Origin of the sequence: Kribbella ginsengisoli (assembly GCF_039537185.1) — a bacterium.
GTDB lineage: Bacteria > Actinomycetota > Actinomycetes > Propionibacteriales > Kribbellaceae > Kribbella > Kribbella koreensis.
Genome location: NZ_BAABAA010000010.1, coordinates 124,619 through 149,219 on the forward strand (window position 1 = coordinate 124,619; position 24,601 = coordinate 149,219).

18 protein-coding genes are annotated in these 24,601 nt (G+C 68.6%); 13 read left to right on the top strand and 5 right to left on the bottom strand.

The genetic code is table 11. The features are described from left to right. The first annotated feature begins 87 nt into the window (after positions 1-87). The 5 genes from ABD768_RS31035 to yicI all read left to right on the top strand — a co-directional run bounded on the left by ABD768_RS31035 (position 88) and on the right by yicI (position 6,490). Positions 88-1,116, top strand: coding sequence for a LacI family DNA-binding transcriptional regulator (locus ABD768_RS31035; RefSeq protein WP_343980467.1), 1,029 nt, complete (start codon positions 88-90; stop codon positions 1,114-1,116). A gap of 79 nt (positions 1,117-1,195) precedes the next feature. Next, positions 1,196-2,506 (top strand): ABC transporter substrate-binding protein, encoded by a 1,311-nt coding sequence (locus ABD768_RS31040; protein WP_344846537.1) that lies wholly within the window; start codon positions 1,196-1,198, stop codon positions 2,504-2,506. Beyond that, a complete protein-coding gene (locus ABD768_RS31045; RefSeq protein WP_344846539.1) occupies positions 2,503-3,378 on the top strand; it encodes a carbohydrate ABC transporter permease in 876 nt (291 codons plus the stop codon). The genes ABD768_RS31040 and ABD768_RS31045 overlap by 4 nt, the downstream gene beginning before the upstream one ends. Then, entirely contained in the window at positions 3,375-4,253 is an 879-nt protein-coding gene (locus ABD768_RS31050) for a carbohydrate ABC transporter permease (RefSeq protein ID WP_344846541.1), read from the top strand. Before ABD768_RS31045 ends, ABD768_RS31050 begins: the two co-directional genes overlap by 4 nt. 11 nt (positions 4,254-4,264) lie before the next feature. Then, complete coding sequence (gene yicI / locus ABD768_RS31055; protein WP_343980479.1) at positions 4,265-6,490, top strand: alpha-xylosidase; 2,226 nt, start codon at positions 4,265-4,267, stop codon at positions 6,488-6,490. Here yicI and ABD768_RS31060 read toward each other — a convergent pair. Together ABD768_RS31060 and ABD768_RS31065 are read right to left on the bottom strand one after the other, a co-directional pair. Next, positions 6,474-9,308: a glycoside hydrolase family 3 C-terminal domain-containing protein gene (locus tag ABD768_RS31060; RefSeq protein WP_344846543.1), complete on the bottom strand. Its 2,835-nt coding sequence runs from the start codon at positions 9,306-9,308 to the stop codon at positions 6,474-6,476. The genes yicI and ABD768_RS31060 overlap by 17 nt on opposite strands. Before the next feature lie 159 nt (positions 9,309-9,467). Next, complete coding sequence (locus ABD768_RS31065; protein ID WP_344846545.1) at positions 9,468-10,673, bottom strand: ROK family transcriptional regulator; 1,206 nt, start codon at positions 10,671-10,673, stop codon at positions 9,468-9,470. Positions 10,674-10,827: 154 nt separating this feature from the next. Here ABD768_RS31065 and ABD768_RS31070 point away from each other — a divergent pair, with 154 nt between their 5' ends. The 5 genes from ABD768_RS31070 to ABD768_RS31090 are packed head-to-tail and all read left to right on the top strand — an operon-like array spanning position 10,828 to position 18,571. Beyond that, positions 10,828-12,495, top strand: coding sequence for an extracellular solute-binding protein (locus ABD768_RS31070; RefSeq protein ID WP_344846547.1), 1,668 nt, complete (start codon positions 10,828-10,830; stop codon positions 12,493-12,495). A gap of 25 nt (positions 12,496-12,520) precedes the next feature. Beyond that, on the top strand, positions 12,521-13,456 hold the full coding sequence (locus ABD768_RS31075) for an ABC transporter permease (protein WP_344846549.1): 936 nt from the start codon (positions 12,521-12,523) through the stop codon (positions 13,454-13,456). Then, complete coding sequence (locus ABD768_RS31080) at positions 13,453-14,415, top strand: carbohydrate ABC transporter permease (protein ID WP_344846551.1); 963 nt, start codon at positions 13,453-13,455, stop codon at positions 14,413-14,415. The genes ABD768_RS31075 and ABD768_RS31080 overlap by 4 nt, the downstream gene beginning before the upstream one ends. 23 nt (positions 14,416-14,438) lie before the next feature. Continuing rightward, positions 14,439-16,628 carry a carbohydrate-binding protein gene (locus tag ABD768_RS31085; RefSeq protein WP_344846553.1) on the top strand — a complete coding sequence of 730 codons (2,190 nt, stop codon included), beginning with the start codon at positions 14,439-14,441 and terminating at the stop codon, positions 16,626-16,628. After that, positions 16,625-18,571, top strand: a complete 1,947-nt coding sequence (locus ABD768_RS31090; RefSeq protein ID WP_344846555.1) for a beta-galactosidase — start codon at positions 16,625-16,627, stop codon at positions 18,569-18,571. Before ABD768_RS31085 ends, ABD768_RS31090 begins: the two co-directional genes overlap by 4 nt. Here ABD768_RS31090 and ABD768_RS31095 read toward each other — a convergent pair. Then, positions 18,550-19,689 carry a LacI family DNA-binding transcriptional regulator gene (locus ABD768_RS31095; protein WP_344846557.1) on the bottom strand — a complete coding sequence of 380 codons (1,140 nt, stop codon included), beginning with the start codon at positions 19,687-19,689 and terminating at the stop codon, positions 18,550-18,552. The two genes, ABD768_RS31090 and ABD768_RS31095, sit on opposite strands and share 22 nt — an antisense overlap. 137 nt (positions 19,690-19,826) lie before the next feature. Between ABD768_RS31095 and ABD768_RS31100 the strand changes: the two genes are divergently transcribed. Beyond that, positions 19,827-20,510 carry a glycoside hydrolase family 12 protein gene (locus tag ABD768_RS31100; protein ID WP_343980506.1) on the top strand — a complete coding sequence of 228 codons (684 nt, stop codon included), beginning with the start codon at positions 19,827-19,829 and terminating at the stop codon, positions 20,508-20,510. On the opposite strand, the gene ABD768_RS31105 is transcribed toward ABD768_RS31100, so the two are convergent. Continuing rightward, the gene (locus ABD768_RS31105) at positions 20,497-21,222 is read right to left on the bottom strand and encodes a cache domain-containing protein (RefSeq protein ID WP_344846559.1); all 726 of its coding nucleotides are present in this window, start codon (positions 21,220-21,222) and stop codon (positions 20,497-20,499) included. The genes ABD768_RS31100 and ABD768_RS31105 overlap by 14 nt on opposite strands. 19 nt (positions 21,223-21,241) lie before the next feature. Then, entirely contained in the window at positions 21,242-21,985 is a 744-nt protein-coding gene (locus tag ABD768_RS31110) for a FadR/GntR family transcriptional regulator (protein ID WP_343980511.1), read from the bottom strand. A 132-nt stretch (positions 21,986-22,117) separates the two neighbouring features. Between ABD768_RS31110 and ABD768_RS31115 the strand changes: the two genes are divergently transcribed. After that, positions 22,118-23,551 carry an aminobutyraldehyde dehydrogenase gene (locus ABD768_RS31115; RefSeq protein WP_344846561.1) on the top strand — a complete coding sequence of 478 codons (1,434 nt, stop codon included), beginning with the start codon at positions 22,118-22,120 and terminating at the stop codon, positions 23,549-23,551. Position 23,552: 1 nt separating this feature from the next. Beyond that, positions 23,553-24,596: an ABC transporter ATP-binding protein gene (locus ABD768_RS31120; protein ID WP_343980517.1), complete on the top strand. Its 1,044-nt coding sequence runs from the start codon at positions 23,553-23,555 to the stop codon at positions 24,594-24,596. Positions 24,597-24,601: the final 5 nt, after the last annotated feature.

Below are 24,601 nucleotides of genomic sequence, written 5' to 3' on the forward strand. Positions count from 1 at the left end.
CTGAGTTCTGAGCTGTTGACGGCCCAGTTGTCCTGACCTACCTTTTGTCGAAACGCTTCGTCGAAGCGTTTCGACGAGGAGGCTGGGATGGCGACCATGACCGATGTCGCCCGGCGTGCCGGAGTGTCGGTCAGCACGGTGTCGTACGTGCTCACCGGGACCAGGCCGATCTCCGAGGCGACCCGCGAGAAGGTGCATGCGGCGATGGCGGAGCTCGGTTACCAGCCGAACGCGATGGCGCGGGGGCTGGCCAGTCGGCGGAGCAACATCATCGGGTTGTTGCTGCCGCTCACCGGGCGTGGGCTGGGGGCCACCGAGACGGCGTTCGTCACGGGGGCGACGGAGGCGGCGCGGGAGGCTGGGTACCACCTGATGTTGTGTTCGGTCGGCACGGACGACGCCGACGAGCTGCAGACGCTGGCGACCCAGCGGTTGCTGGACGGGTTTCTGGTGATGGAGGTTCAGCTGGAGGATCGGCGGGTGGAGCTTCTGCGCGAGTTGGCGGCTCAGTTCGTGCTGATCGGCCGGACCGCGGAGCCGGCCGGGCTCGCCTGTGTGGACATCGATTTCGAGCAGACCGTCGACGACGCGGTCGCGCACCTGGTCGGGCTCGGGCACCGGATCATTGCCTATGTCAACCATTCGGAAGCCAGTCTGGCCGGGGGATACGGGCCGGCGAAGAGGACGGCCGCGGCGTTCGAGGCGGCGTTGGAACGGCACGGGATCACCGGCGTGATGGTGCCGAGTGAGGACACCGCCAGCGGGGGCAGGCGGGCGATCGGTACCGCCCGTGAGCTGTGCCCGCGGCTGACCGGCGTACTGGTGATGAACGAGAACGCGGCGCTCGGGATCCTGGCCGAGTTGCGTGAGGCGGCGCTCGACGTGCCCTGGGACGTGTCGGTGGTGTCGATGGTGACGTCGGCGGCCGTCGCCGATCTGGCCAGCCCTGCCCTGACCGCGATGACGTCGCCGGGCGCTGCGGTCGGGGCAGCGGCGACCCGTGTCCTGCTCCGGCGGCTCGCCGACGGCGACACGTCGACGTACCAGGAGTTGTTGCCCTGTGTGCTGGAGGTCCGCGGTACCACCGCCGAATCCAGAAGGAACAAGAAGAAGTAGTGAGTGTCCGCCGCCGCGCTGCAACGCGACGACGGACTGAGGAACCACCGGACAGACACCCGTTCAAAGGAGTACACCCATGCGGTCTCCCCGCACCATGATCTCAGTGGGGGCGGCGATCGTCTCGCTCGCCCTCGTCCTGGCCGGCTGCAGCAGCGGCGACGACAGCGGGGCCGGCAGCGAGACCGGCACCCTCAAGCTGTGGCACTACGAGAGCGCGAACGGCGCGATGGGCAAGGCCTGGGACAAGGCCATCGAGGTGTTCAAGACCGAGCACCCCGGCGTCACCGTGGAGTTCGAGCGCAAGGCGTTCGAGCAGATCCAGCAGAACGCGTCGATGATCCTCGCCTCCGACCAGGCGCCGGACCTGATGGAGTACAACAAGGGCAACGCCACTGCCGGCCTGCTCAGCTCCAAGGGCCTGCTCACCGACCTGAGCGACGAGGCCGCGAGCCGCGGCTGGGACAAGGCACTCAGCCCCAGCCTGCAGACCACCGCCCGGTACGACGAGAAGGGCGTGATGGGGTCGGGCAACTGGTACGGCATCCCCAACTACGGCGAGTACGTGATGGTCTACTACAACAAGGCCCTCTTCAAGCAGTACGGCGTCGCCGTGCCGAAAACGCTGGACGAGATGACCGCCGCGATGGACACCTTCGTCGCCAAGAAGGTCACGCCGCTGGGAATGGCCGGCGCGGAGTACCCGGCCGGTCAGCTGTACTACGAACTCGCGCTGTCCAAGGCCGACCGCTCCTTCGTCGACAACTACCAGCTGTACAAGGGCAGCGTCGACTTCAAGGCCGACCCGCTCAAGTACGGCGCCGACACCTTCCGCGACTGGGTCCAGAAGGGTTACATCTCCAAGCAGTCGGCCAGCCTCAAGGCCGAGGACATGGGCACCGCGTTCATCGCCGGCAAGACGCCGATGATCGTCAGCGGTTCGTGGTGGTACGGCCGGTTCGCCAGTGAGATCAAGAAGTTCGACTGGGGCACCTTCCTGTTCCCCGGCAACAAGCTGAACGCGGGCTCGTCCGGCAACCTCTGGGTGGTCCCCGAGCAGTCGAAGAACAAGAAGCTGGCTTACGACTTCATCGACATCACGATGCGGCCGGAGGTCCAGACCATCATGGCCAACAACGGCGGCGTCCCGGTCAAGGCCGACCTGGCGCAGGTGACGGACCCGAAGAACAAGGAGCTGATCGCGAACTTCGACGCGATCACCAAGTCCGACGGCCTGGCCTTCTACCCCGACTGGCCGGTCCCCGGGTACTACGACGTGCTGGTGGCCGGTGGCCAGTCGCTGATCAACGGCTCCAAGAACCCTGACCAGGTGCTCGCCGACCTCGGCAAGGCCTACGACCAGGGTGTCCAAGAAATCAAGAACGGATGACCAGGGGCAAGGCAGGTTACTGGTGGTACCTGCTGCCCGGGGCCGTCGCCTTCACCGCCGTCGTCGCGGTCCCGTTCGGCGCGAACCTGTACCTGTCGCTGACCAAGTGGTCGGGGATCGGCGATCCGCGCTGGATCGGGCTGGACAACTACGACCGGCTGCTGCACGACGACGTCTTCTGGACGTCGTTTCGCAACACCGCGGCGATGGTGATCGCGATGGTGGTGGTCCCGACGCTGATCGGGCTGGTGCTGTCGGCCACGTTGTTCGACGTGATCGGCCGCCGGTTCGGGCAGAAGACGGCGTCCTTCCTGCGGGCCACCTTCTATCTCCCACAGGTGCTGCCGGTCGTCGTGGCCGGCATCCTGTGGGGCTGGCTGTTGCGTCCCGACGGCGCCGTCAACGCCGTCGGCAAGGCGATCGGCCTGGGTGAGCACGACTGGCTGGGCGATCCGAAGACGGCGCTGCCGATGGTGATGCTGGTGATGATCTGGGTCCAGATCGGCTATCCGGTGGTGATCTTCATGGCCGCGCTCCAGCGGGTCGATCCCGACCTGTACGAGGCGGCCGAGATCGACGGCGCCGGCTGGTTCCGCCGGTTCCAGGCGATCACCCTGCCGCAGATCCGGCCGGAGACCTTCGTCGTCACCCTGACCTGCACGATCGCCGCGCTGAAGGTGTTCGGCCCGATCTGGGCGCTCACCCGCGGCGGTCCGAACAACGCGACCACGGTGCCGTCGTACTTCGCCTACAACGCCTTCTTCAACAAGCTCCAGGTCGGGTACGGCGCTGCCGTGGCGACCGCGCTGACCCTGGTGATCGTTGCCGTCAGCATCGGATTCCTGAAGGTCCAGGGGAGGGCCGAGTCATGACCACGCTGACCCTGGCACGCTCCCGGGTGTCTCGCAAAGATCCCGACCGGTACAAGCAAGGCGCGGCGCGCTGGGTGGTGCTCGCGCTGGTCGTGCTCACCGCCGCGCTGGTGCTCGTGCCGTTCGCGGTGATGGTGATGAACGCCTTCAAGTCGCCCGCCGACTACTCGGGCAACGGGCCGCTGGCCTGGCCGGAGTCGTTCCAGCTGGACGGGTTGAAGACCTACTGGCAGCAGGTGCACTTCGAGGGCAAGCTGCTCAACTCGATCATCATCTCCGGCTCGGTCGCGGTGCTCGGCGTCGTCCTGTCGCTGCTGAACGCCTACGCGCTGGGCGTCGGCCGGGTCCGCGGCCGGATGTGGATCGTCGCGCTCTTCCTGCTGGCGAACATGATCCCGCAGGAGGCGCTGGTCTATCCGCTGTACTCGATGGCGAAGACCCTTGGCCTCTACAACAGCCGGCTCAGCGTGATCATCATCTTCACCGTGATCCAGAGCGCCTTCGGGACGTACCTGCTCGCATCCGTGCTCGGTACTTTCCCGAAAGCGCTGCTGGAGGCCGCCGCGCTGGACGGTGCCGGCCGCTGGACGACCTTGTGGCGAGTGGTCGTACCGACCGTCCGGCCGACCCTGTCGGTACTGCTGATCTTCTTCTTCATCTGGACCTGGAACGAGTTCTTCATCCCGCTGGTGATGCTGATCGACAACAGCACCCAGACCGTCCCGCTCGCTCTCGCCTCGTTGCAGGGCGACCGGCTGATGGACGCCACCACCACGAACGCCGGGGCGCTGATCAGCCTGCTCCCGACGGTCGTGTTCTTCCTGATCTTCCAGCGCACCCTGACCCGCGGCGTGACCGTCGGCGCGGTCAAGTAGAGAGGCAGTGGATGAAATTCACAGACGGCTACTGGCAGCTTCGCCCCGGCCTGACCCGGCTGCGCCCGGCCGCGGTCGAGAGCGTCGAGACCACCGAGCGGTCACTGGTCGCCTATGCGCCCGCGAAGCTGATCGTCGGCCGCGGGGACACGCTGAACCAGCCCCTCTTCACCGTCACCGTCAGCTCGCCCGCGGCCGGTGTGATCGGCGTCCGGATCCAGCATCACAGCGGGGGAGTACCACCGCGGCCGGCCTTCGGGCTGACGGCCGAGGACGGGCATCCGGTCAAGATCGAGGTGGACGACGAGGTGGCCCGGCTGACCAGCGGCGACCTCACCGCGGTACTCCGGCTGGACGGGCCCTGGGATCTGCGCTTCGAGCGCGACGGCAAGGTGCTGACCGGCTCCTCGGCGCGCAGCATCGGCCTGATCACCGACTCGGCCGGCCGGCACTTCCTGCACGAGCAACTCGCGCTCGGGGTGGGCGAGACCGTCTACGGCCTCGGCGAGCGGTTCGGCCCGCTGGTGAAGAACGGCCAGGTCGTCGACATCTGGAACGCCGACGGCGGGACGTCGAGCGAGCAGGCGTACAAGAACGTCCCGTTCTACCTGACCAGCGCCGGGTACGGCGTACTGGTGGACACCCCGGCGAAGGTGTCCTTCGAGGTCGGTTCGGAGGTGGTGGCGCAGAACCAGTTCAGCGTCGAAGGGCAGGAACTGAGCTACTACGTCATCGGCGGGCCGGAGCCCAAGGACGTGCTGCGCCGCTACACGGCCCTCACCGGGCGTCCCGCCCGGGTGCCCGCCTGGTCGATGGGGCTGTGGCTGTCGACCTCGTTCACCACCGACTACACCGAGGAGACGACGAGCAGCTTCGTCGCCGGGATGGCCTCGCGCGACCTGCCGCTCAGCGTCTTCCACTTCGACTGCTTCTGGATGCGCCAGTTCCACTGGTGCGACTTCGTCTGGGACCCGGTGGCCTTCCCGGATCCGGCGGGCATGCTGGCCCGGCTGAAGGAACGCGGCCTGAAGATCAGCCTGTGGATCAACCCGTACATCGCGCAGCGGTCGGTGTTGTTCGAGGAAGGGCGGCGGCTCGGCTACCTGCTCAAGCGACCCGACGGCTCGGTCTGGCAGTGGGACCTGTGGCAGGCCGGGATGGCGATCGTCGACTTCACCAACCCGGCCGCGACCGCGTGGTTCCGGGCCAAGCTGCAGGTGCTGATCGACCTCGGCGTCGACTGCTTCAAGACCGACTTCGGCGAGCGCATCCCGGTCGAGGACGTCGTCTGGCACGACGGCTCCGATCCGGAGCGGATGCACAACTACTACCCGTACCTCTACAACAAGGCAGTCTTCGGGCTGCTGGAGGACAACCGCGGGGAAGGCGACGCCGTACTGTTCGCGCGGTCGGCGACCGTCGGCGGACAGCAGTTCCCGGTGCACTGGGGTGGCGACTGCGAGTCGACCTTCGAGGCGATGGCGGAGTCGCTGCGGGGCGGCCTGTCGCTGGCGTCGTCCGGCTTCGGCTACTGGAGCCACGACATCGGCGGCTTCGAGGGAACGCCGGACGCGGCCGTCTTCAAGCGCTGGGTGCCGTTCGGGCTGTTGTCGTCGCACTCGAGACTGCACGGCTCGGGTTCGTACCGGGTGCCGTGGGCGTTCGACGAGGAGGCGGTCGACGTACTGCGTCGTTTCACCAAGCTGAAGATGTCGCTGATGCCCTACCTCGCCAGGGTCGCCGAGGAGGCCCACACCGACGGTACGCCGATGATGCGGCCGATGGTGCTGGAGTTCCCGGCGGATCCCGGCGTCGCCTATCTCGAGCGTCAGTACATGCTCGGGCCCGACCTGCTGGTCGCGCCGGTGATGAGCAAGGACGGCGAGGTCCGGTTCTACCTGCCCGAAGGCACCTGGACCCACCTGCTGACCGGCGAGCAGTTGGCCGGCAGCCGCTGGGTCACCCAGACTCACGGCTTCGACAGCTTGCCGGTACTGGTCCGTGAAGGCGCCGTGATCGCGATCGGCGCCGTCGACGACCGCCCGGACTACGACTGGGCCGACGGGGTCGAGCTGCGGTGGTACACCCCCACCGAGGGGCAATCGGCTCGCGTCCGTCTCCCCGGGCCGAACGGGGAGACGGCCGCGGTCATCGAGCTGACTCTTGCCGATGGCGAGGCGACCGCCCGGGTCGTCGAGGGGACTTGCGAGCGGTTCACCGTCACCGTTCGAAGGTGAGGCTCTCGAGCGCGATGGCGGCGCTGGAGAAGACCGCATAGAGAGTGTGCACCCCGCTCGCGGCAGCGAGCGGGGTGCCGCTGTCTACCCAGGTGTGGCGATCGCCGGTCGGCGGAACCTGCACGGTGCCGAGCAGCAGACCGTGCAGTGGATCGTCGAGCCGCAGCTCGATCGTCCCGCCGTCGAGCTCAGCGGCGACCTGGGCGATGCAGCGGGTCGCGCCGTCGTCCAGATCCACGTCCTCGAAGGCGAGCCAGGCACCGGCATCCAGCGAACGCACGGCATCGCCGTACTCCGGGGTGGTGTCGGTCATCGTCATCGAGCAGTAGTCGTCGAAGGCCGTCGCCGCGAGCGGCGCGGTGAAGATCGCCCGCGCTGGGATCGACTCTCCGGCGACGTCGAAGGAAGCGGTGAGCCGGGTGTCCGTGGCGGATCTCCCGATCAGCACGCTGTGCCGGGCCGTCTCCACACACCGCCGGTTCCGGGTGACGTCCCAGAAGCCGAGGTCGGTGGCTTGGAGCCGGAACTGCACCTCGACACTCTCACCGGCGGCCAGCGCGACCTGCTGGAAATCCCGGAGCTGACGCAGCGGCTGCTTGGCCCGGGACCGCTGCTGGTGGGTGTAGAGCTGGACGACCTCGCGGCCGGAGCGAGTGCCGGAGTTCGTGACGGTGAGGCTCACCAGCAGTTCACCGTCGGCCGGTACGGAGGCCGAGCTCAAGCGCAAACCGGAGTACGTGAAGGTCGTGTAGCTCAGGCCGTGCCCGAACGGATAGAGCGGGCGGCCGCGGAAGTACAGGTACGTCGAGTCGGTGGCGACGATGTCGTAGTCGAGGAGATCCGGCAGGTCGGCCGCCGATCGGTACCACGTCTGCGGTAGCCGGCCGGCCGGGTCCGAATCGCCGAACAGCACGTCCGCGAGCGCCCGGCCGTACTCCTGCCCGCCGTGGGCCGACCAGAGCAGCGCGGGCAGGTGCTGATCTGCCCACTCGACCGAGAACGGGTAGCTGCTCGACATCACCAGCACCGTTCGCGGGTTGGCCGCGTGCACGGCACGGACCAGCCGGTCCTGGGCGGCCGGCAGGTCCAGCTCGGCCCGGTCCTCGGTCTCCCGCCCGTTCACCAGCGGGTGGTTGCCCACGACAACTATCGCGACGTCCGCGGCGGCCGCCAGCTCAGCGGCCCGGGCGGCGCCGTCGATCAGGGTGACGAGCTCGAACACGGTCGCCGAGGCCACCTCTTCGGCGGTCGCCGTCGCCGCGCCGTCCGTCAGCTCGACGAAGCGGCCGCTGTGGCGATGCCGGAGTACGGAGGTGGTCTCGCTGGTCGCGATCAGGTCGAACGTCTCCTTGACCTCCCACGTGCTGGGCCCGGGGTGATCGGCGACGAGCGAGCCGGTGCCGGTCACCGTGACGTAGGAGCCGGTCTCGACCGATCGCAGCGTCCAGGCCCCACCGCCCCAGTCGAAGAGGTCGAACGCGCCGGTATCGCCGATCCCGACCGACTTGTCCTGGCCGGCGCCGAGGCAGCCGGCGTCGGTTCGCAGTTCGATCCGGTCGACGCCTTCGCAGTAGTCGACCGCCTCGGAGCCGAGCCGTTCGATCAGTCCGGCCCGAGCTGTGATCCGGTAGGGGAGCGTGCCCGAGTACCAGTCCTCGAACAGGGTGTCCGCCAGCGGTCCGACGACAGCGACCCGCTTCGTGGTCGTGGTGCTCAGCGGCAGGACCTGGCATTCGTGTTTGAGCAGCACGATCGACTGCCTGGCCGCGTCCTGGGCCAACTGACGATGTGCCGGGCAGCCGACGACGTCCGCCGCGGGAGCGCCGTACGGATTCAGCTCGACCGGATCGAACTCGCCCAGCCGGAACCGGATCGCCAGCGCGTGCCGGACCGCCAGGTCGACGTCCGCTTCGCTCAGCTTGCCCTGGGCCAGTGCGTCGGTCAGGTGCCGGGTCGACGGGCCGGCGTCGTTGTCGTCCTGCGTGATGCTGTCGACGCCCGCCCGGAGCATCGCGGCGTACGCCGTCGGCTTGTCACCGAAGTACTGCTGCAACTCGACCAGGTTCGCCGGGGCGCCCGCATCGCTGACGATCAGGAGGTCGTCCTCGGTCCAGGTGCGGACCAGCTCGTTGATCAGTGGGCTCAGATGGGCCGGACGGCCGTTCACCAGGTTGTACGACGGCATCATCGCGACCGCCGCGCCGGCCGCGATCGGCGCCCGGAAGGCCGGTAGCTCGTAGTCGTGCAGCACCCGTGGCGGCAGGTTGCTGGAGGTCGTACAGCGGTCCGTCTCATTGTTGTAGGCAAGGAAATGCTTGAGCGTCGGCGCGGTCTTGAGGGTCCCCTCGGCGTCACCGGTCAGGCCCCGCCCGTAGGCGACGGCCAGTACGCCGGTGAGCCACGGATCCTCCGAGTAGCCCTCCTCGTTGCGCCCCCAGCGCGGGTCGCGCAACGGATTCACCACGGGCGCCCAGACGTTCAGGCCGACGCCGGCCGGATCCTCGTGGTGGAAGCTACGGACCTCGTCGCCGACCGCGGAGCCGACGGCGCGGACCAGCTCGGGATTCCAGCTGGCGGCCAGACCGACGGCCTGCGGGAAGACCGTCGCCGGACCGAGCCAGGCCACGCCGTGCAGCGCCTCCGTGCCGGTCCGGAAGGAGTCGAGGCCCAGCCGCGGGACGGCCGCCTGATGCTGGTGGAGCAGGCCGAGCTTCTCGGCCGGACTCAGCCGGCCGAGCAGATCGCCGATCCGCTCCGGCAGCTTCCGGGCCGGATCGCGGAACGGCGGAAGGGGTGAGCGTGGCGGCGGATTGCTCATCGGGATCGGGCTCCGGGATGCGTTCGGCCGTCTGCCGACGGGAGTGGTGTCGAAGCGCTTCGACAATGCGTCGGACGCCTGGCCGGCTCCGACTGGACATCGAAGCGCTTCGATGGATTGACACAGAGGGTTGCACCCTCCACGCGGACGGTCAAGATCTCAGCCGGGACGGACGACCGGTAGCCGGCCCGAGTCGAGCTGGTCGAGCGAGCGGGCGACCGCGCCGATCGCCGTCGCGTCGTGGCCGAAGGTCGAGGCGACGACCTGGCAGCCGCCGGCCTCGGGCGCCAGGGTGCCGTCGATCAGTTCCTTCTCCACGGCCGGTACCAGCCAGCGGCCGAGGGCGGCGTACGAGCCACCGAGGATGACGAACTCCGGGTTGAGGATGTTCGCCAGCCCGCAGACGCTCTGGCCGAGCAGCGTGCCCACCTCGGTCAGCACGTCGATGGTGGCGGTCTCGCCGGCCTCGGCGCGCCTGACCAGCTCGTCTGTCCGCGCCTGTGGGTCGGTGTCGGGCGCCTCGCTCGCGTCGAGCCGGGCCAGGATCGCCGGGATGCCGGCGACGGCCTCCAGGCAGCCGTGCCGGCCGCAACCGCACAGTGGTCCGTCGGCCCGGATCCGCAGGTGCCCGATCTCGCCGACGTAGCCGAGGTTGCCGCGCAGTGGTCGCCCGTCGCAGATCACTCCCGCGCCCACCCCGGTCTCACCGGACAGCAGGATGAGGTTGGCGCTGCCCGCGTACGGCCCGTAGCGGTGCTCGGCCAGGGCGCCGAGGTTGGCGTCGTTCTCGACCAGCACGGGGAAGGCAGGCCGGCCGAGTGTCGCGACCAGGTCTTTGCGCAGCTCGAGATCACGCCAGCCCAGGCCGGCCGCCAGGACGACGACGCCGTCCCGGTTGACCAGGCCGGGTACTCCGACCGTGACGCCGAGGACGTCGCGTCCGGACGCGTGCACGGCAGCGATCGCCCGCCGGGCCAGGGTGGCCAGTGCGGCGACGGCCTTGGCCGGACCCGCGTCGGCTCCCGGGCCGGTCCGGTGCCAGCGAAGCAACTGCCCGCCGGCCGAGTCGTACGCGATCGCCGTCAGGCCGCGGGCGCTGATCTCCATCCCGATCGCCGCGTAGGCCGAGCCGTCGAGGACGAGCAGGGTGGCCGGCCGGCCGACGTGGTTCTGGGTCTGCTGCGTCTCCCGGACCAGCCGGCGTTCGATCAGGTCGCCGACGATGCTGGTCACGGTCGCCTTGTTCAGGCCGGTCCCGGCCGCGATCGCCGCCCGCGAGCAGGGGGAGTTGGCGCGCAGGAATCCGAGCGCCACAGCCAGGTTGGCGGCCCGGACGTCGGTGTGGTCCGCGGTCTGATTCGTCAAGGTCTGTCCTGTTCGGCTCGGCTGGGGCGGCACCGCCCTGGCTCAGTTCTACACCTTGTGGCGGTATCCGTCGTGAGCTAATTTGTTTGGCTACTAGCCCAACTAATTCTACTCCGGGACGGCCGCCCGTTCCCAGTCGCAAGGAGAATTCATCGTGATCGGATCCGGCAGCGGCTCGACCAACCGCCGTACTTTCCTGTCCCTGCTCGGCGCCGGCACCGCGGTCGCGGCCGGTGGAGTGACGTTGACCGGCTGCTCGTCCGGTGGATCGGGTGGTTCGGCCGGCGGCCGGGCCGAGACCGAGGACAAGCTCGGCGGGTTACTGCCGAAGTACGTCGCCTACGACTCGGTCAAGCCCGACCTGCCCGGCGAGAACGGCGCCTCGCCCGGGTTCACGAAGTACCCGACCGAACTGGTGCGCGCGGTGCCGGACAAGGCGGTGAAGAGCGGCAAGGAGGTGTCGGCGATGACTCCGCTGTGGGCGCCGTTGCCGCCCGGGCTCGGCAACAACTCGTACTTCGACGCGAACAACGAGCGGATCGGGGCGCCGGTCCGGTTCAACATCCTGAGCGGCAACGACTACGGCGACAAGCTCGGCCCGCTGCTGGCCTCCGGCAACGTCCCGGAACTGCTCTGCGTGCCCGGCTGGAACATCTCCGGCCTGACCCGGTTCGGGCAGGCCGTGGACAAGCTGTTCGAGGATCTGACGCCCTACCTTGCTGGTGACAAGGCCGCGGCGTACCCGATGCTCGCGAACCTGCCGACCAGGGCCTGGGCGTACGGCGTCTGGAACTCCCAGCTGAAGGCGGTCCCGTTCCCGTCCGACGGCTTCCCGTGGGCGCTGTTCTACCGCAAGGACATCTTCGACCAGGTCGGCGCCGCGCCGCCGAAGACCGCCGACGATCTGCTCGCCCTGGGCAAGCAGCTGACCGACGCGAAGGCCAACCGGTGGGCGTTCGGCTCGATCACCGACGAGGTCCAGCGCGCCTTCGGGGTACCGGGCGGCTGGCGCAAGGACTCGACCGGCAAGCTGGTGAACAAGGTGGAGACACCGGAGTTCGAGGAGGCGGTCGCCTTCGTCCGCAAGGTCTTCCAGTCGGGCTACGTGCACCCGACGGTCGTCGGCAACGCGGCGACCGACCAGAAGCCGTTGTTCGAGGGCGGTCAGCTGGTCATCCGCCAGGACGGCCTCGGCGCCTGGAACGAGTCGCTGCAGCGGCAGTCGGCGATCAACCCGAAGTTCGACATGCAGGCGGTGGCGCCGTTCGCCCACGACGGCGGGACGCCGATCGTCTGGAGCGGCGATCCGGCCGGCATCTTCACCTTCGTGAAGAAGGGGCTGGGCAAGGACCGGATCGCCGAGTTGCTCGGGGTCCTGAACTACACGGCCGCGCCGTTCGGCACCGAGGAGAACCAGCTCTACAACTACGGGGTCGAGGGCAAGCACTACACCCGGCAGAGCTCCGGGGCGCCCAAGCTGACCGCGCTGGGCCAGAAGGAGGTGGCCAGCACGTACATCTTCCTCGGCGGCCGGCCGAACGCGATCACCCAGAGCGAGTACCCCGGCTACGTCGAGGCGCTCAGCGCCTGGGAGAACAACGCGGCCAAGCATCGCGAGAAGAACCTGTTCGAGGGCATCCGGGTCGAGCAGCCGACCAAGATGGCGGCGCTGAACCAGCCGTTCGACGACAAGCTGCAGGACATCTACCGCGGCCGCCGCCCGGTCAGCGAGCTCAAGGTCGCGGTCAAGGAGTGGCAGACCAACGGTGGCAACGAGGGCCGCGACTTCTACGCCAAGGTGCTCAGTGACAACGGTCGGTAGTCCGCCGCGCCTGGCGGCCCGCCGCATGAGCAAGGCGGGAAAGGCCGGCGGAGCGAGCTGGCGGCACCGGTTACGCCGGGACTGGCCGCTGCTGCTGATGGTCGCGCCGGTGATCGTGCTGCTCGGCGTCTTCCACTACTTCCCGACGCTGGGCAACGTGATCGCCTTCCAGGACTACTCGCCGTACGCCGGGATCCGGGGCAGCGAGTTCGTCGGCTTCGCCAACTTCAGCCGGATGTTCTCCGAGCCCGCGTTCTGGTCGGCGCTGGTGAACACGCTGTCGATCACGGCCTTCCAGCTGGTGTTCTACTTCCCGATCCCGATCTTCTTGGCGCTGCTGCTCAACAGCGTGCTGTCGGTTCGGCTGCGCACCATCGTCCAGGGCATCGTCTACCTGCCGCACTTCTTCTCCTGGGTGCTGGTGGTCTCGCTGTTCCAGCAGATGATCGGTGGCGCCGGACTGCTCGCGCAGACCCTGCGGTCGCACGGTTACAACGCCGTCGACCTGATGACGAAGCCGGACAGCTTCATCGTCCTGGTGACCGCACAGTCCATCTGGAAGGACGCGGGCTGGGGAATGATCGTGTTCCTCGCCGCGCTGAGCACGATCAACCCCGCGCTGTACGAAGCGGCCGCCGCCGACGGCGCCAACCGCTGGCGCAGGCTCTGGCACATCACGTTGCCGGGGCTGCGCCCGGTGATCGTGCTGCTGCTCATCCTCCGGCTCGGCGACGCGCTGACGGTCGGCTTCGAGCAGTTCATCCTGCAACGCAGCGCGGTCGGTGGAGGTGCCGCCGAGGTGCTCGACACCTACGTGTACTACCAGGGCCTGCTCGTCGGCGACTTCGGCTACGGCGCCGCGGCGGGCCTCTTCAAGGGACTGGTCGGACTCGTCCTGGTCCTGCTGGCCAACCGATTCGCTCACCTGGTGGGCGAGCAGGGGGTGTATTCCCGATCATGACCACTCAACCTGTCGCCCTGCCGCGCCGCCTCTCCCGGCGCCGCCCGGACGAGGAGACCGGCCGCCCGGTCTGGGAGGAGGAGCCGACCTTCTTCGGACGGCTGAGCAAGCCGGTCGTCCTGGGGATCGTGGTCCTGGTGGTCGCCTTCCCCCTGTACGTCGTCGTGGTGACGAGCCTGTCCACCACCGAAGCGGTCACGCGGGCCGGTGGCCTGGTCGTGGTGCCGCGGGAGCTCACGATCGCCGCGTACGTACAACTGCTGTCCGGGGGCGTGGTCACCCGGGCGCTGCTGATCAGTACCGGGATCACAGCGATCGGTACGTTCTTCAGCCTGGCGATCACGGTGCTCGCGGCGTACGGGCTGTCGCGTCCCGGATCGCTGCTGCACCGGCCGTTGCTGTTCGTCGTCTTGCTGACCTTCCTGTTCGGGCCGGGGATCATCCCCAGCTACCTGGTCGTCAACTCGCTGGGGCTGATCGACAGCTACGGCTCACTGATCCTGCCGACGGCGGTGTCGGCGTTCAACCTGATCGTCATGCGGTCCTTCTTCATGGGTATCCCCGGCGAGCTGATCGACAGCGCCCGGATCGACGGCGCCGGTGAGTTCGCGGTGCTGACCCGGATCGTGCTGCCGCTGTCGCGCGCGGTGGTCGCGGTGGTCGGGCTGTTCTACGCGGTCGGCTACTGGAACGCCTTCTTCAACGCGATGCTCTACCTCAACGACAACAACAAGTGGCCGCTGCAGATGGTGCTGCGGACCTACATCGTGCAGGCGCAGGTGCTGCCGACCGGAGCCGGCGGGGTCACCTCGTCGACGGGGCTGGGCCTTTCGCCGGCGCCGAGCCTGGCGATCAAGATGGCGATCGTCGTGATCGCGATCGTGCCGGTGCTGGTGATCTACCCGTTCATCCAGAAGCACTTCACCAAGGGCGTCATCATCGGCGCGGTCAAGGGCTGACATGGTTCAGGAGAAGGAGTGAGATGACGCTTCAGCGCAGGCACTTCCTTGGGCTGGGCGCCGGTGCGGCCGTGGCCGTCGCCGCGTTGCCACAGTCGGCTGCGGCAGTACAGGGATCGTCCGGGCGGTACCGCTGGCGGAACGTCGAGATCGTCGGGGGTGGTTTCGTCACCGGCATCATCCACCACCCCGGCCGGCGCGGACTGGTCTACGCCAGGACCGACATCGGCGGCGCCGCCCGGCTGGACCAGCGGACCCGCCGCTGGGTTCAGCTGCTCGAGTGGGTCGGGCTGGAGGACTGGAGCCTCACCGGCGTCGAGAGCCTCGCCCTCGACCCGCAGGACCCGTCGCGGCTCTACCTTGCCGTCGGCACCTATACCAACGAGTGGTCGCCGATCAACGGGGCCATCCTTCGCTCGACGGACCAGGGCCGCACCTTCCGGCGTACCGATCTGCCGTTCAAGCTGGGCGGCAACGAGCCCGGCCGCTCGATGGGGGAGCGGTTGGCGGTCGACCCTCGCGATGGCCGGGTCCTGTACTTCGGTACGCGTAACCAGGGCTTGTGGCGCAGTACCGATCGTGGTGAGACGTGGGCCCGGGTCGAAAGCTTCCCGACGACCGGTACGGCGGGGATCGGACTCGGGTTCGTCCTCTTCGATCCGCGGACGTCCCGGCGCGGCCGTCCGACGCGGACCATCTACGTAGGCTCGACCGATCGGGCGAATCCCTTGTGGCGCAGTACGGACGGTGGCGCGAGCTGGTCGCCGGTACCGGGGCAACCGACCGGGTTGCTGCCCCATCACGGTGAGCTGGCGCCGGACGGAAACCTCTACCTGACCTATGGCGACCTGCCCGGGCCGTACGAGATGTACGACGGCGGGGTCCACAAGGTCGACACGGCTACGGGTGTCTGGACCGACATCACGCCGCTGCGGCCCAACACCGGTGGTGAAGCGGGCTTCGGCTATGCCGGCCTGGCGATCGATCCGCGAAGGCCCGGCACCGTGATGGTGTCCACGATGAGCCGGTGGGGCCCGGTCGACGACATCTTCCGGTCGGTCGACGGGGGAGCGACCTGGCACTCGATCGGCGCCAAGATCGTCCTGGACACCTCCGGTGCGCCGTTCCTGAACTTCCACGGGACACCCAAGCTGGGCTGGATGATCGGGGACATCTCGATCGACCCGTTCGACTCCGGCAAGGTCATGTACGTCACCGGCGCCACCATCTTCGGCACCGACGACGTGACGAACGCGGAGGCCGGTCGCAGCACGCACTGGTCGGTCCGGGCGCAGGGGCTGGAGGAGACCGCCGTACTCGACCTGATCAGCCCGCCCTGGGGGCCGCCGTTGATCAGCGCACTGGGCGACATCGGTGTCTACCGGCACGACCGGCTCGACGTGGTACCACCTGACGGACAGGCCTCCAATCCGGTCAGCGGTTCCTCGCCGAGTGTCGACTACGCGGCGAAGGCGGAGGGATTCGTCGTCAGGGTCGCGTACGGCGGCAGCCTGCAACGCGGCGCGTATTCGACTGATGCCGGGATCAGTTGGCAGCCGTTCGCGGGGGAGCCCAGCGGTTCGACCCAGCCCGGCAAGATCGTCGTCGGTACGGACGCCCGCACGATCGTCTGGGTGCCCGGCGACGTGCCGCCGCACTACTCGCGCGACCGGGGCGCAACCTGGACCGCGGTGACCGGATTGCCCAACCAGGTGGCGATGGCCGCCGACCGGGTGAGCCCGGGGTTGTTCTACGCCTTCGACAGCGCCACAGGTACGGCGTACCGGAGTCTCGACGGCGGTGCGACCTTCTTGCCGACGGCAACGGGTTTGCCGGTCGGGGGTGGCAAGCTCGAGACCGTGCTGGACCGGAGCGGGCACTGCTGGCTGGCGGCGGGCGCGAGTGGGCTGTATCGCTCGGTGGACCAAGGGCTCAGCTATCAACGGCTGACCACGATCCAGGAGGCCCTGACGGTGGGATTCGGGAAGGCGGCGCGGGGCAGGACGGAGATGGCCGTCTTCACCTCCGGCAAGGTAGACGGTGTTCAGGGCATCTTCCGGTCCGACGACAGCGGGCGCAGCTGGGTGCGGGTGAACGACGACCGGCACCAGTACGCGTCCACCAACGACGCGATCACCGGCGACCCGAGAGTGTTCGGGCGGGTCTATCTGTCCACCAACGGCCTCGGTATCCCTTACGGAGAACCGGTATGACAGCGTTCTACTTCGGCGGGGACTACAACCCCGAGCAGTGGTCACCGGAGGTTTGGAAGGAAGACGTCGCCCTGATGCAGCGCGCCGGGGTCAACCTGGTGACGGTCGGCGTCTTCGCTTGGTCCAGCCTCGAACCCGAGCCGGGGCGGTACGAGTTCGGCTGGCTCGACCAGGTGCTGGACCTTCTGCACGACGGCGGGATCCAGGTCGACCTGGCGACCCCGACGGCCTCACCTCCTCCGTGGTTCAGCCTGCGTCATCCCGACGCCCTACCGGTGAAGGCCGATGGCACCCGGCTGACCCACGGGAGCAGGGACACATACTGCGCGTGTGCGCCGGCGTACCGGAAGGCGGCGGCCGGGATCGCCCGGGTGCTGGCGGAGCGGTATTCCGAGCACCCGGCGCTGGCGATGTGGCATGTGCACAACGAGTACGGGACCACCTGCTACTGCGACCATGCGGCGGCCGCGTTCCGGTTGTGGCTGCAGGAGCGGTACGGCGACCTGGACCGGCTGAACGCCGCTTGGACCACGGCCTTCTGGAGTCAGGGGTACTCCCACTGGGATCAGATTCAGCCGCCGCGCGCCACGCAGTACCTGGTGAACCCGACCCAGGCGCTGGACTTCAAGCGGTTCTGGTCGGACGAGCTGCTCAGCGCCTTCGAGGAGCAGAAGGCGATCTTGCGGTCCCTTTCGCCGGAGACCCCGATCACCACCAACTTCGTCTTCGGCGGCTGGGTGCCGGTCAACCACGCGCGCTGGGCGCCCGAGGTAGATCTGGTCGCGATCGACCACTATCCCGGCAGCGCCGGGCTCGGCGCCGAGGAGCAGACCGCGTTCGGGGCGGACCTCGCCCGCGGGTGGGCCGGCGGGCGCTCATGGTTGTTGATGGAGCAGGCGGCCGGCAGCCTGAACGTCGGCCGCCGGCTGCACACGAAGGAGCCGGGCCGGATGGCGCGGCACTCGCTGTCCCATCTCGCCCGTGGGTCGCGTGGCGCATTGTTCTTCCAGTGGCGCGCTTCGCGAGGCGGGGCGGAGATGTTCCATTCCGCGATGGTGCCGCACGCGGGCGCCGAATCACGCAGGTTCGCCGAGGTCGCCGGGTTCGGCGCTTCGTTGCCGCGACTCGCCGAGCTCGAGGGCAGCGCGGTGGAGGCCGAGGTCGCGATCCTGTGGGACGCCGAGGCGTGGTGGGCCATGCAGTCGACTCACCTGCCGTCGTCCGAGCTGGACTACCTGGCGGCCGTGCAAGCCGCGCATCGGCAGTTCTGGGCTGCCGGGATCGGCGTCGACGTGGTCGCCCCGGACGCCGACCTCTCGGCGTACCGGTTGGTGGTCGTACCCAGTCTTTATCTCGTCTCGGATCAGGCTGCTGCGTCGATCGCCCGCTACGTCGAGCGCGGTGGGCGGCTGCTCGTCACCTATTTCAGCGGCATCGTGAACGAGGACGCGCAGGTCCGGCTCGGTGGCTATCCCGGTGCGTTCAGCGAGGTTCTCGGTATCAGCGTCGAGGAGTTCCACCCGGTCGAAGAGGTTCGCCTCCGTTCGGGTGGCCGGGGGCGGGTGTGGAGCGAGCAGGTCGACCTGGCCGGCGCCGAGGCAGTCGACCGGTACTCCGGTGGCGTGCTCGACGGTTCGCCGGCGATCACCAGGAACGAGTACGGCGAGGGCGTGGCCTGGTATGTGTCGACCCAGCTCGAGGACGAGGCCTACGAATCCCTTGTGGAGCAGGTGGTTCAGGACGCGGGGATCGAACGACCAGAGCTGCCCGCAGGAGTGGAGCTGGTCCGCCGGCGGGCAGGCGAGAGCACCTGGACGATTCTGATCAACCACTCGGAAGTGGTGGTCGAGCTGCCGGTCGAGGGCTACGACCTGCTGTCCGGCACCCAGGTCCTGAGCCCGTTGAGGCTCATTGCCGGAGGTCAGGCAGTAGTGCGGGCATGAACACCGGGAGCGGCGCTGGTGCTCGCGCGGGCGACGAGCTGCGCGGGCACCAGCGTCACCGCCTCGGTCTGGCCGCCTTCGAGCTTGGCGATCAGCATCTCGACCGCGCGCTGGCCGATGTCGTCGGCGGGCAGCGTGACGGAGGACAGGTTGGGCACATGCCGCTCGGCCACGTCGTCGGCGCAGATCGCCATCAGCGACATGTCCTCGGGCACCCGGCGGCCGAGCAGGCGCAGTACGTCGAGCAGCGGCCCGATGATCGGCTCGTTCTGGACGACCAGGCCGGTGATCCCGGGGTGCTCGTGGAGCAGGTCCTCGACCGTGTCGAGCACGGCGTCGAAGGCGGGCTCGCAGGGCGTCTCGATCCCGACGACTCCCCGTCGCGCGGTCGCGGCCTGGAAGCCGGCCAGGGTCCGTGCGGCGAAGCCGGTCTGCCGCTCGTAGACGGCCGAAGGCGTGCCCAGCAAGGCGATGCTGCGATGACCGAGATCGGTCAGGTGGTCCACGCACTGCTCGGCGGCGGCGAAGAAATCGAGGTCGATACAGCTGAGGCCGTCGGTGTCGGCCGGGATCCCGATCAGCACGGACGGCATCGGCAGCTCCCGCAGCAGCGGGACGCGTTCGTCGTGCAACTCCACGTCCATCACCACCAGGGCATCGACGAGCGCGCTCTGCGAGACCCGCTCGAGCCCCGAACGGCCCTCGTCGGCGGTCAGCAGCAGGACGTCGTGGTCGTACCGCCGGGCGGTGGTGACGACGGCGGTGGCGAACTGCATCAGCACCGGCACGTGCATGCCGGCCCGGAGCGGAATCACCAGGGCGAGTACATTCGACCGGTTCGAGGCGAGTGCGCGGGCACTGGCGTTCGGCCGGTAGCCCAGCGCGCGGACGCTGTCCTGGACCCGGTCGCGGGTCTCGCTGGAGATCGACCGCTTGCCGCTGAGGACGTACGACACCGTGCTGGCCGCGACGCCTGCGTGCCGCGCGACGTCGGCGATCGTGACGATGGCTGCCTCCGGGGTCCGGGCTTCAAGGTCGAAGCGCTTCGATTTCTCAGGTACAGGGTCGAGTGGCGGGCCCGCTTTGTCAAGGGCGAAATGACCGTTGACCTGTGCCATAACCGCTGGGATAGTTCTGGCATTCGCCGCTGCAATTGTAATTCGGTGCATTCGTCGAATTCGATTCGAATTCGACGACCGGCGATCATGAAATCAGTTCCCCTGCCTTTCGGAAAGGGATGAGGATGAGTAGATCGATGAGGTCGGCGGTAGTGGCGCTGGTGACGCTGCTCGCGGTCACCGCACTGTCGGCGCTGCCGGCGAACGCGGCCGCGTGGTCGTCGAGCGACAAGTTCGGCAGCTGGTCGAACGGCGGCTACACGGTGCGCAACGACGTCTGGGGCGGCGGCGCCGGCGCCCAGAGCATCTGGGCGAACTCCTACTCCAACTGGGGCGTCTGGGCCGATCACCCGAACACCGGCGGGGTCAAGGCCTACCCGCACTCGGCCCGCAACGTCGGCAAGAAGATCAGCGCGCTCGGCAGCCTGACCAGCAGCTTCAACGTCAGCCGGCCGGGCAGCGGGGCCTACACCTCGGCGTACGACATCTGGGCCGGCGGGAACGCCTACGAGATCATGCTCTGGATGAACAAGCAGGGCGCGGTGGGCCCGATCGGCAGCTACCAGACCAGTGTCAGCGTCGGCGGCCACAGCTGGGACGTCTACAAAGGCAGCAACGGGTCCAACCAGGTCTTCTCGTTCCTGCGGTCCGGCAACACCAATTCCGGCAGTGTCGACATCAAAGCGGTGATGAACTGGATCAGGAACCGCGGCTGGATCGGCGACGCGACGATGAACGAGGTGCAATTCGGCTTCGAGATCACCTCGTCCAGCGGTGGGCTGAATTTCACCACCAACAGCTACTCGGTCAGCTTTTCCTGACCGGTAGGTCGACCAGCGCCAGGGGCAGGTCGCCGATCGGGTAGGAGGTGGTGCCGGGACCGCGCAGGAGAGTGCCGCTGACGTGGCGGGCGCTGTTGGAGAGGACGACCCGGCCCTGGGCGTTGACGATCGCCATCGTGTGATGGCTGGCGCGCAGCCGGGGCAGGACGGCCTTCTCGAACGCGAAGACCTTGAGGTCTGCGCCCGCCACACCGGTGAACCGGCCGTCGACGAACACCGGCACGGTGAAGGTGAGGGTGTAGTCGTCGGTGCAGAGGTAGTCGACGTAGGGGCCGGTGATGTGGCGTCGGCCGGTGGTGCGCGGGACGTCGTACCAGGGCAGGGACTCGTAGTCGTAGAAGTTCTCGCCGCGCGGGTCGGTGTCGACGACCAGCCGCTCGGGGGAGCCGTTGCGCAGCATGAACCACTCGAGCCACCAGCGCGAATCGGCCAGCGCGTCCACCGCCGCGACATACCCAGCGCCCTGGATCCGCCCTTCCGGGTCGGCCAGGCTCGGCAGTACCAATGCACCGACTCCGGCCAGATCGGTACGCAGTACCGCCGCCTGCCGGCCGAAGATCGCTGTCACCTCGTCCGCGATCCGCGTCGCCAGCCCGAAAGCCTCGCCCGCGACCGTCTCGACCAGCTGCTGGATCGCCGCGACACCCGGATCCTCGGCGAGCGCACCGGGATGCGTCAGTTGTTCGCTCATGGCCGGTCCTCCATCGCGATCAGTCGTCCAGTGTCAGTCTGAGGTCGATCAGCCGTGCCGTCGAGTCCGCCACCCGCTCTTCGGCCGCGGCCCGGGCGGCCTCGCTGTCACCACGGTCGATCGCGGCGACCACTTCGCGGCAGCTCTGGACGGTCAGCCGGTGGCTCTCGTCGTCGCCGAAAGCGAGCCAGAGCAACGTTCCGACCTCGGCCTGCAGGCTGACCTCCGCCCGGTAGAGCCGGGTCGATTGCGCCGTCGCAGCGACCTCGATGTGGAACTGTGCGTCGGCCCGGCGTCTGGCGCCCGCGCCCTCGGCATGCTCCAGCGCGTCGCAGACCCCGGTCAGCCGGTCGACGTCCTCGGGGGTCGCGCGCTCGGCGGCGAGGCGGGCGGCGGTACCGGCGATGGCTGAGTAGTGGTCGCCGAGGTCGCGCAGGTCGGCGAGGCTCAGCTCGTCCAGCCGGTCGCGGACGATCTCGGTGGAGATCTTGCCCTGGGCCCGGACGAAGCTGCCGCCGCCCCGGCCGCGCCGGGTGTCGATCAGGCCGCGCAGTCTGAGGGAGGACAGGGCTTCGCGGATGGTGGTGGTGGAGACGCCGAAGATGCCGGCCAGGTCGGCCTCGCCGGGCAGTTGCTCGGCATCGGGCAGCAGACCGAGCGCGATCGCGTCGGTCAGCCGCCGGGCGACCAGCTCGGACCGGCTCAGCGACTCCAACGGCGCGAACACCGCCGCCGCCCCACTCCCGTAGAACCGCAGCGCCACGCCCCCACCTCCTAGCGTCCTGAGTCGGAACTTGGCACACATCTCCGACACGTTTCCGGAGTATTCAAGCCGATCGCTTGAACTTTAACATCTGATTTCATATGTTTAGCGCCCTGAGTCGGAGGAGCGTTCATGCGAATCGTTCGGAATCTGATCAACGGGACACCCCACGACGCGCTCTCAGGCGCCACCAGTGAGCTGGTCGATCCCGCCACGGGCAAGGTGTTCGGGACGGCGCCGCTGTCCGGGGCCGAGGACATCGACCTGGCCTACCGCGTGGCCGCCGATGCTGCGCCCGGATGGGCCGCGGCGACGCCGTCGGACCGGCAGCGCGGCCTGCTGAAGCTCGCCGACCTGATCGAGGCCCGCGGCAACGACCTCGTCACCGCCGAGTCCCAGAACACCGGCAAGCCACTCGAGCTGACCCGCACCGAGGAGCTCGCGGTACTGATCGACCAGCTGCGCTTCTTCGCCGGTGCCGCCCGCATGCTGGAGGGCAAGTCGGCCGGCGAGTACCTGGCCGGTCATACCTCCTATGTACGCCGAGAGCCGATCGGCGTCGTCGGGCAGATCACGCCCTGGAACTACCCGATGATGATGGCGATCTGGAAGTTCGCCCCGGCCCTTGCCGCCGGCAACACCGTCGTCCTCAAACCGGCCGAGACGACCCCGGTGACGACCGTGATGCTCGCCGAGCTGGCCGCGGAGGTCTTGCCACCCGGTGTCCTCAACGTCGTCTGCGGCGACCGTGACACCGGTCAGGCGTTGGTCGAGCATCCGGCTCCCCAGCTCGTCAGCATCACCGGCTCGACCCGGGCCGGCACGCAGGTCGCCAGCACGGCAGCGCTCGACCTCAAGCGCACCCACCTGGAGCTGGGCGGCAAAGCACCGGCGATCGTCTTCGACGACGCGGACTTCGCGGCGGCGGCCGAGGCGATCGGGGTCGGCGGCTACTTCAACGCCGGCCAGGACTGTACGGCGGCCTGCCGGGTGCTCGTGCAGGAGAGCAAGTACGACGCCTTCCTCGACGCCCTGATCGGCTGGGCTCGCGACAACGCCAAACCGGGGCTGGCCGATGACGAGGATGCGCTGTTCGGCCCGCTGAACAACGCGATGCAGCTCGAACGGGTCCGCGGATTCCTGGCCCGGATGCCCACCCACGCGTCGGTGGTACTGGGTGGAGAGCGGTCGGCCGGCGTGCTGGCCGACGGGTTCTTCCACGACGCGACGATCGTCACCGGGTTGCGGCAGGACGACGAGATGATCCAGGACGAGGTGTTCGGGCCGGTGATCACCGTGCAGACCTTCGCTGACGAGGCCGAGGCGCTGCGGATGGCCAACGGGGTCCAGTACGGGCTGGCGTCGAGCGTCTTCACGACCGATCACAGCCGGGCGCTCAGGATGTCGGCCGCGCTCGACTTCGGCTGCGTGTGGATCAACACGCACATCCCGTTGGTGGCCGAGATGCCGCACGGTGGGTTCAAGCATTCGGGCCATGGCAAGGACCTGTCGATGTACGGCCTGGAGGACTACACCCGGGTCAAGCACGTGATGTCGGCGATCTGAGATGACGCTGACCGAGACGAGGACCGCCATCAGCCTGCGCGGCCTGACCAAGACCTTCGGCGACATCACCGCCGTCGACGGGATCGACCTGGAGCTGGCCGAGGGGGAGTTCTTCTCGATGCTCGGGCCGTCCGGCTCCGGCAAGACGACGGTCCTGCGGATGGTGGCCGGCTTCGAGACGCCGACGTCGGGGCAGGTGCTGCTCGGCGGCGTCGACGTCACCGCGCTCCCGCCGTACGCGCGGGATGTGAACACGGTCTTCCAGGACTATGCGCTGTTCCCGCACATGAGCGTGCTGCAGAACGTCGAGTACGGGCTGCGGGTGAAGCGGGTCGAGCGTCGCGAGCGCCGGAAGCGGGCGATCGAGGCGCTGGAAACCGTCCGGCTGCAGGGATTCGCGCAGCGGCGTCCGCATCAACTGTCCGGTGGCCAGCGGCAACGAGTCGCGCTCGCGCGGGCGCTGGTCAACCGGCCGAAGGTGCTGCTGCTGGACGAGCCGCTCGGCGCGCTCGACCTGAAGCTGCGCCGGGAGATGCAGATCGAGCTGAAGGCGATGCAGCGCGACGTCGGCATCACCTTCGTCTTCGTGACGCACGACCAGGAGGAAGCGCTCACGATGAGCGACCGGATCGCCGTCTTCAACGGTGGCCGGATCGAACAGCTCGCCACACCGGCCGAGCTCTACGAACACCCCGCGACGGCCTTCGTCGCCGGGTTCGTCGGTACGTCGAACCTGCTGGAGGGTGCGGTGGCGGCCGAGGTGATCGGTGCCGTCGGCACCTATACCGTCCGGCCCGAGAAGATCAGGATGTCGCCTGCCTCAGCCTCAGCCGGGGCCGGCGACTGTACGGCGACCGGGGTGGTTCGTGAGGTCGTCTATCTGGGGTCGGCGACGCAGTCGGTCGTCGACCTCGACGCGGGCGGAACGCTGCTCGTTCTGGAGCAGAACACGCAGGATTCCGCCGGGGACAGCCTGGGCCGCCGAGGAGTTGCCGTCCGGCTCAGCTGGCGCCGTGAACACACCGTCGTCATCGGCGGTGCGTGAGATGA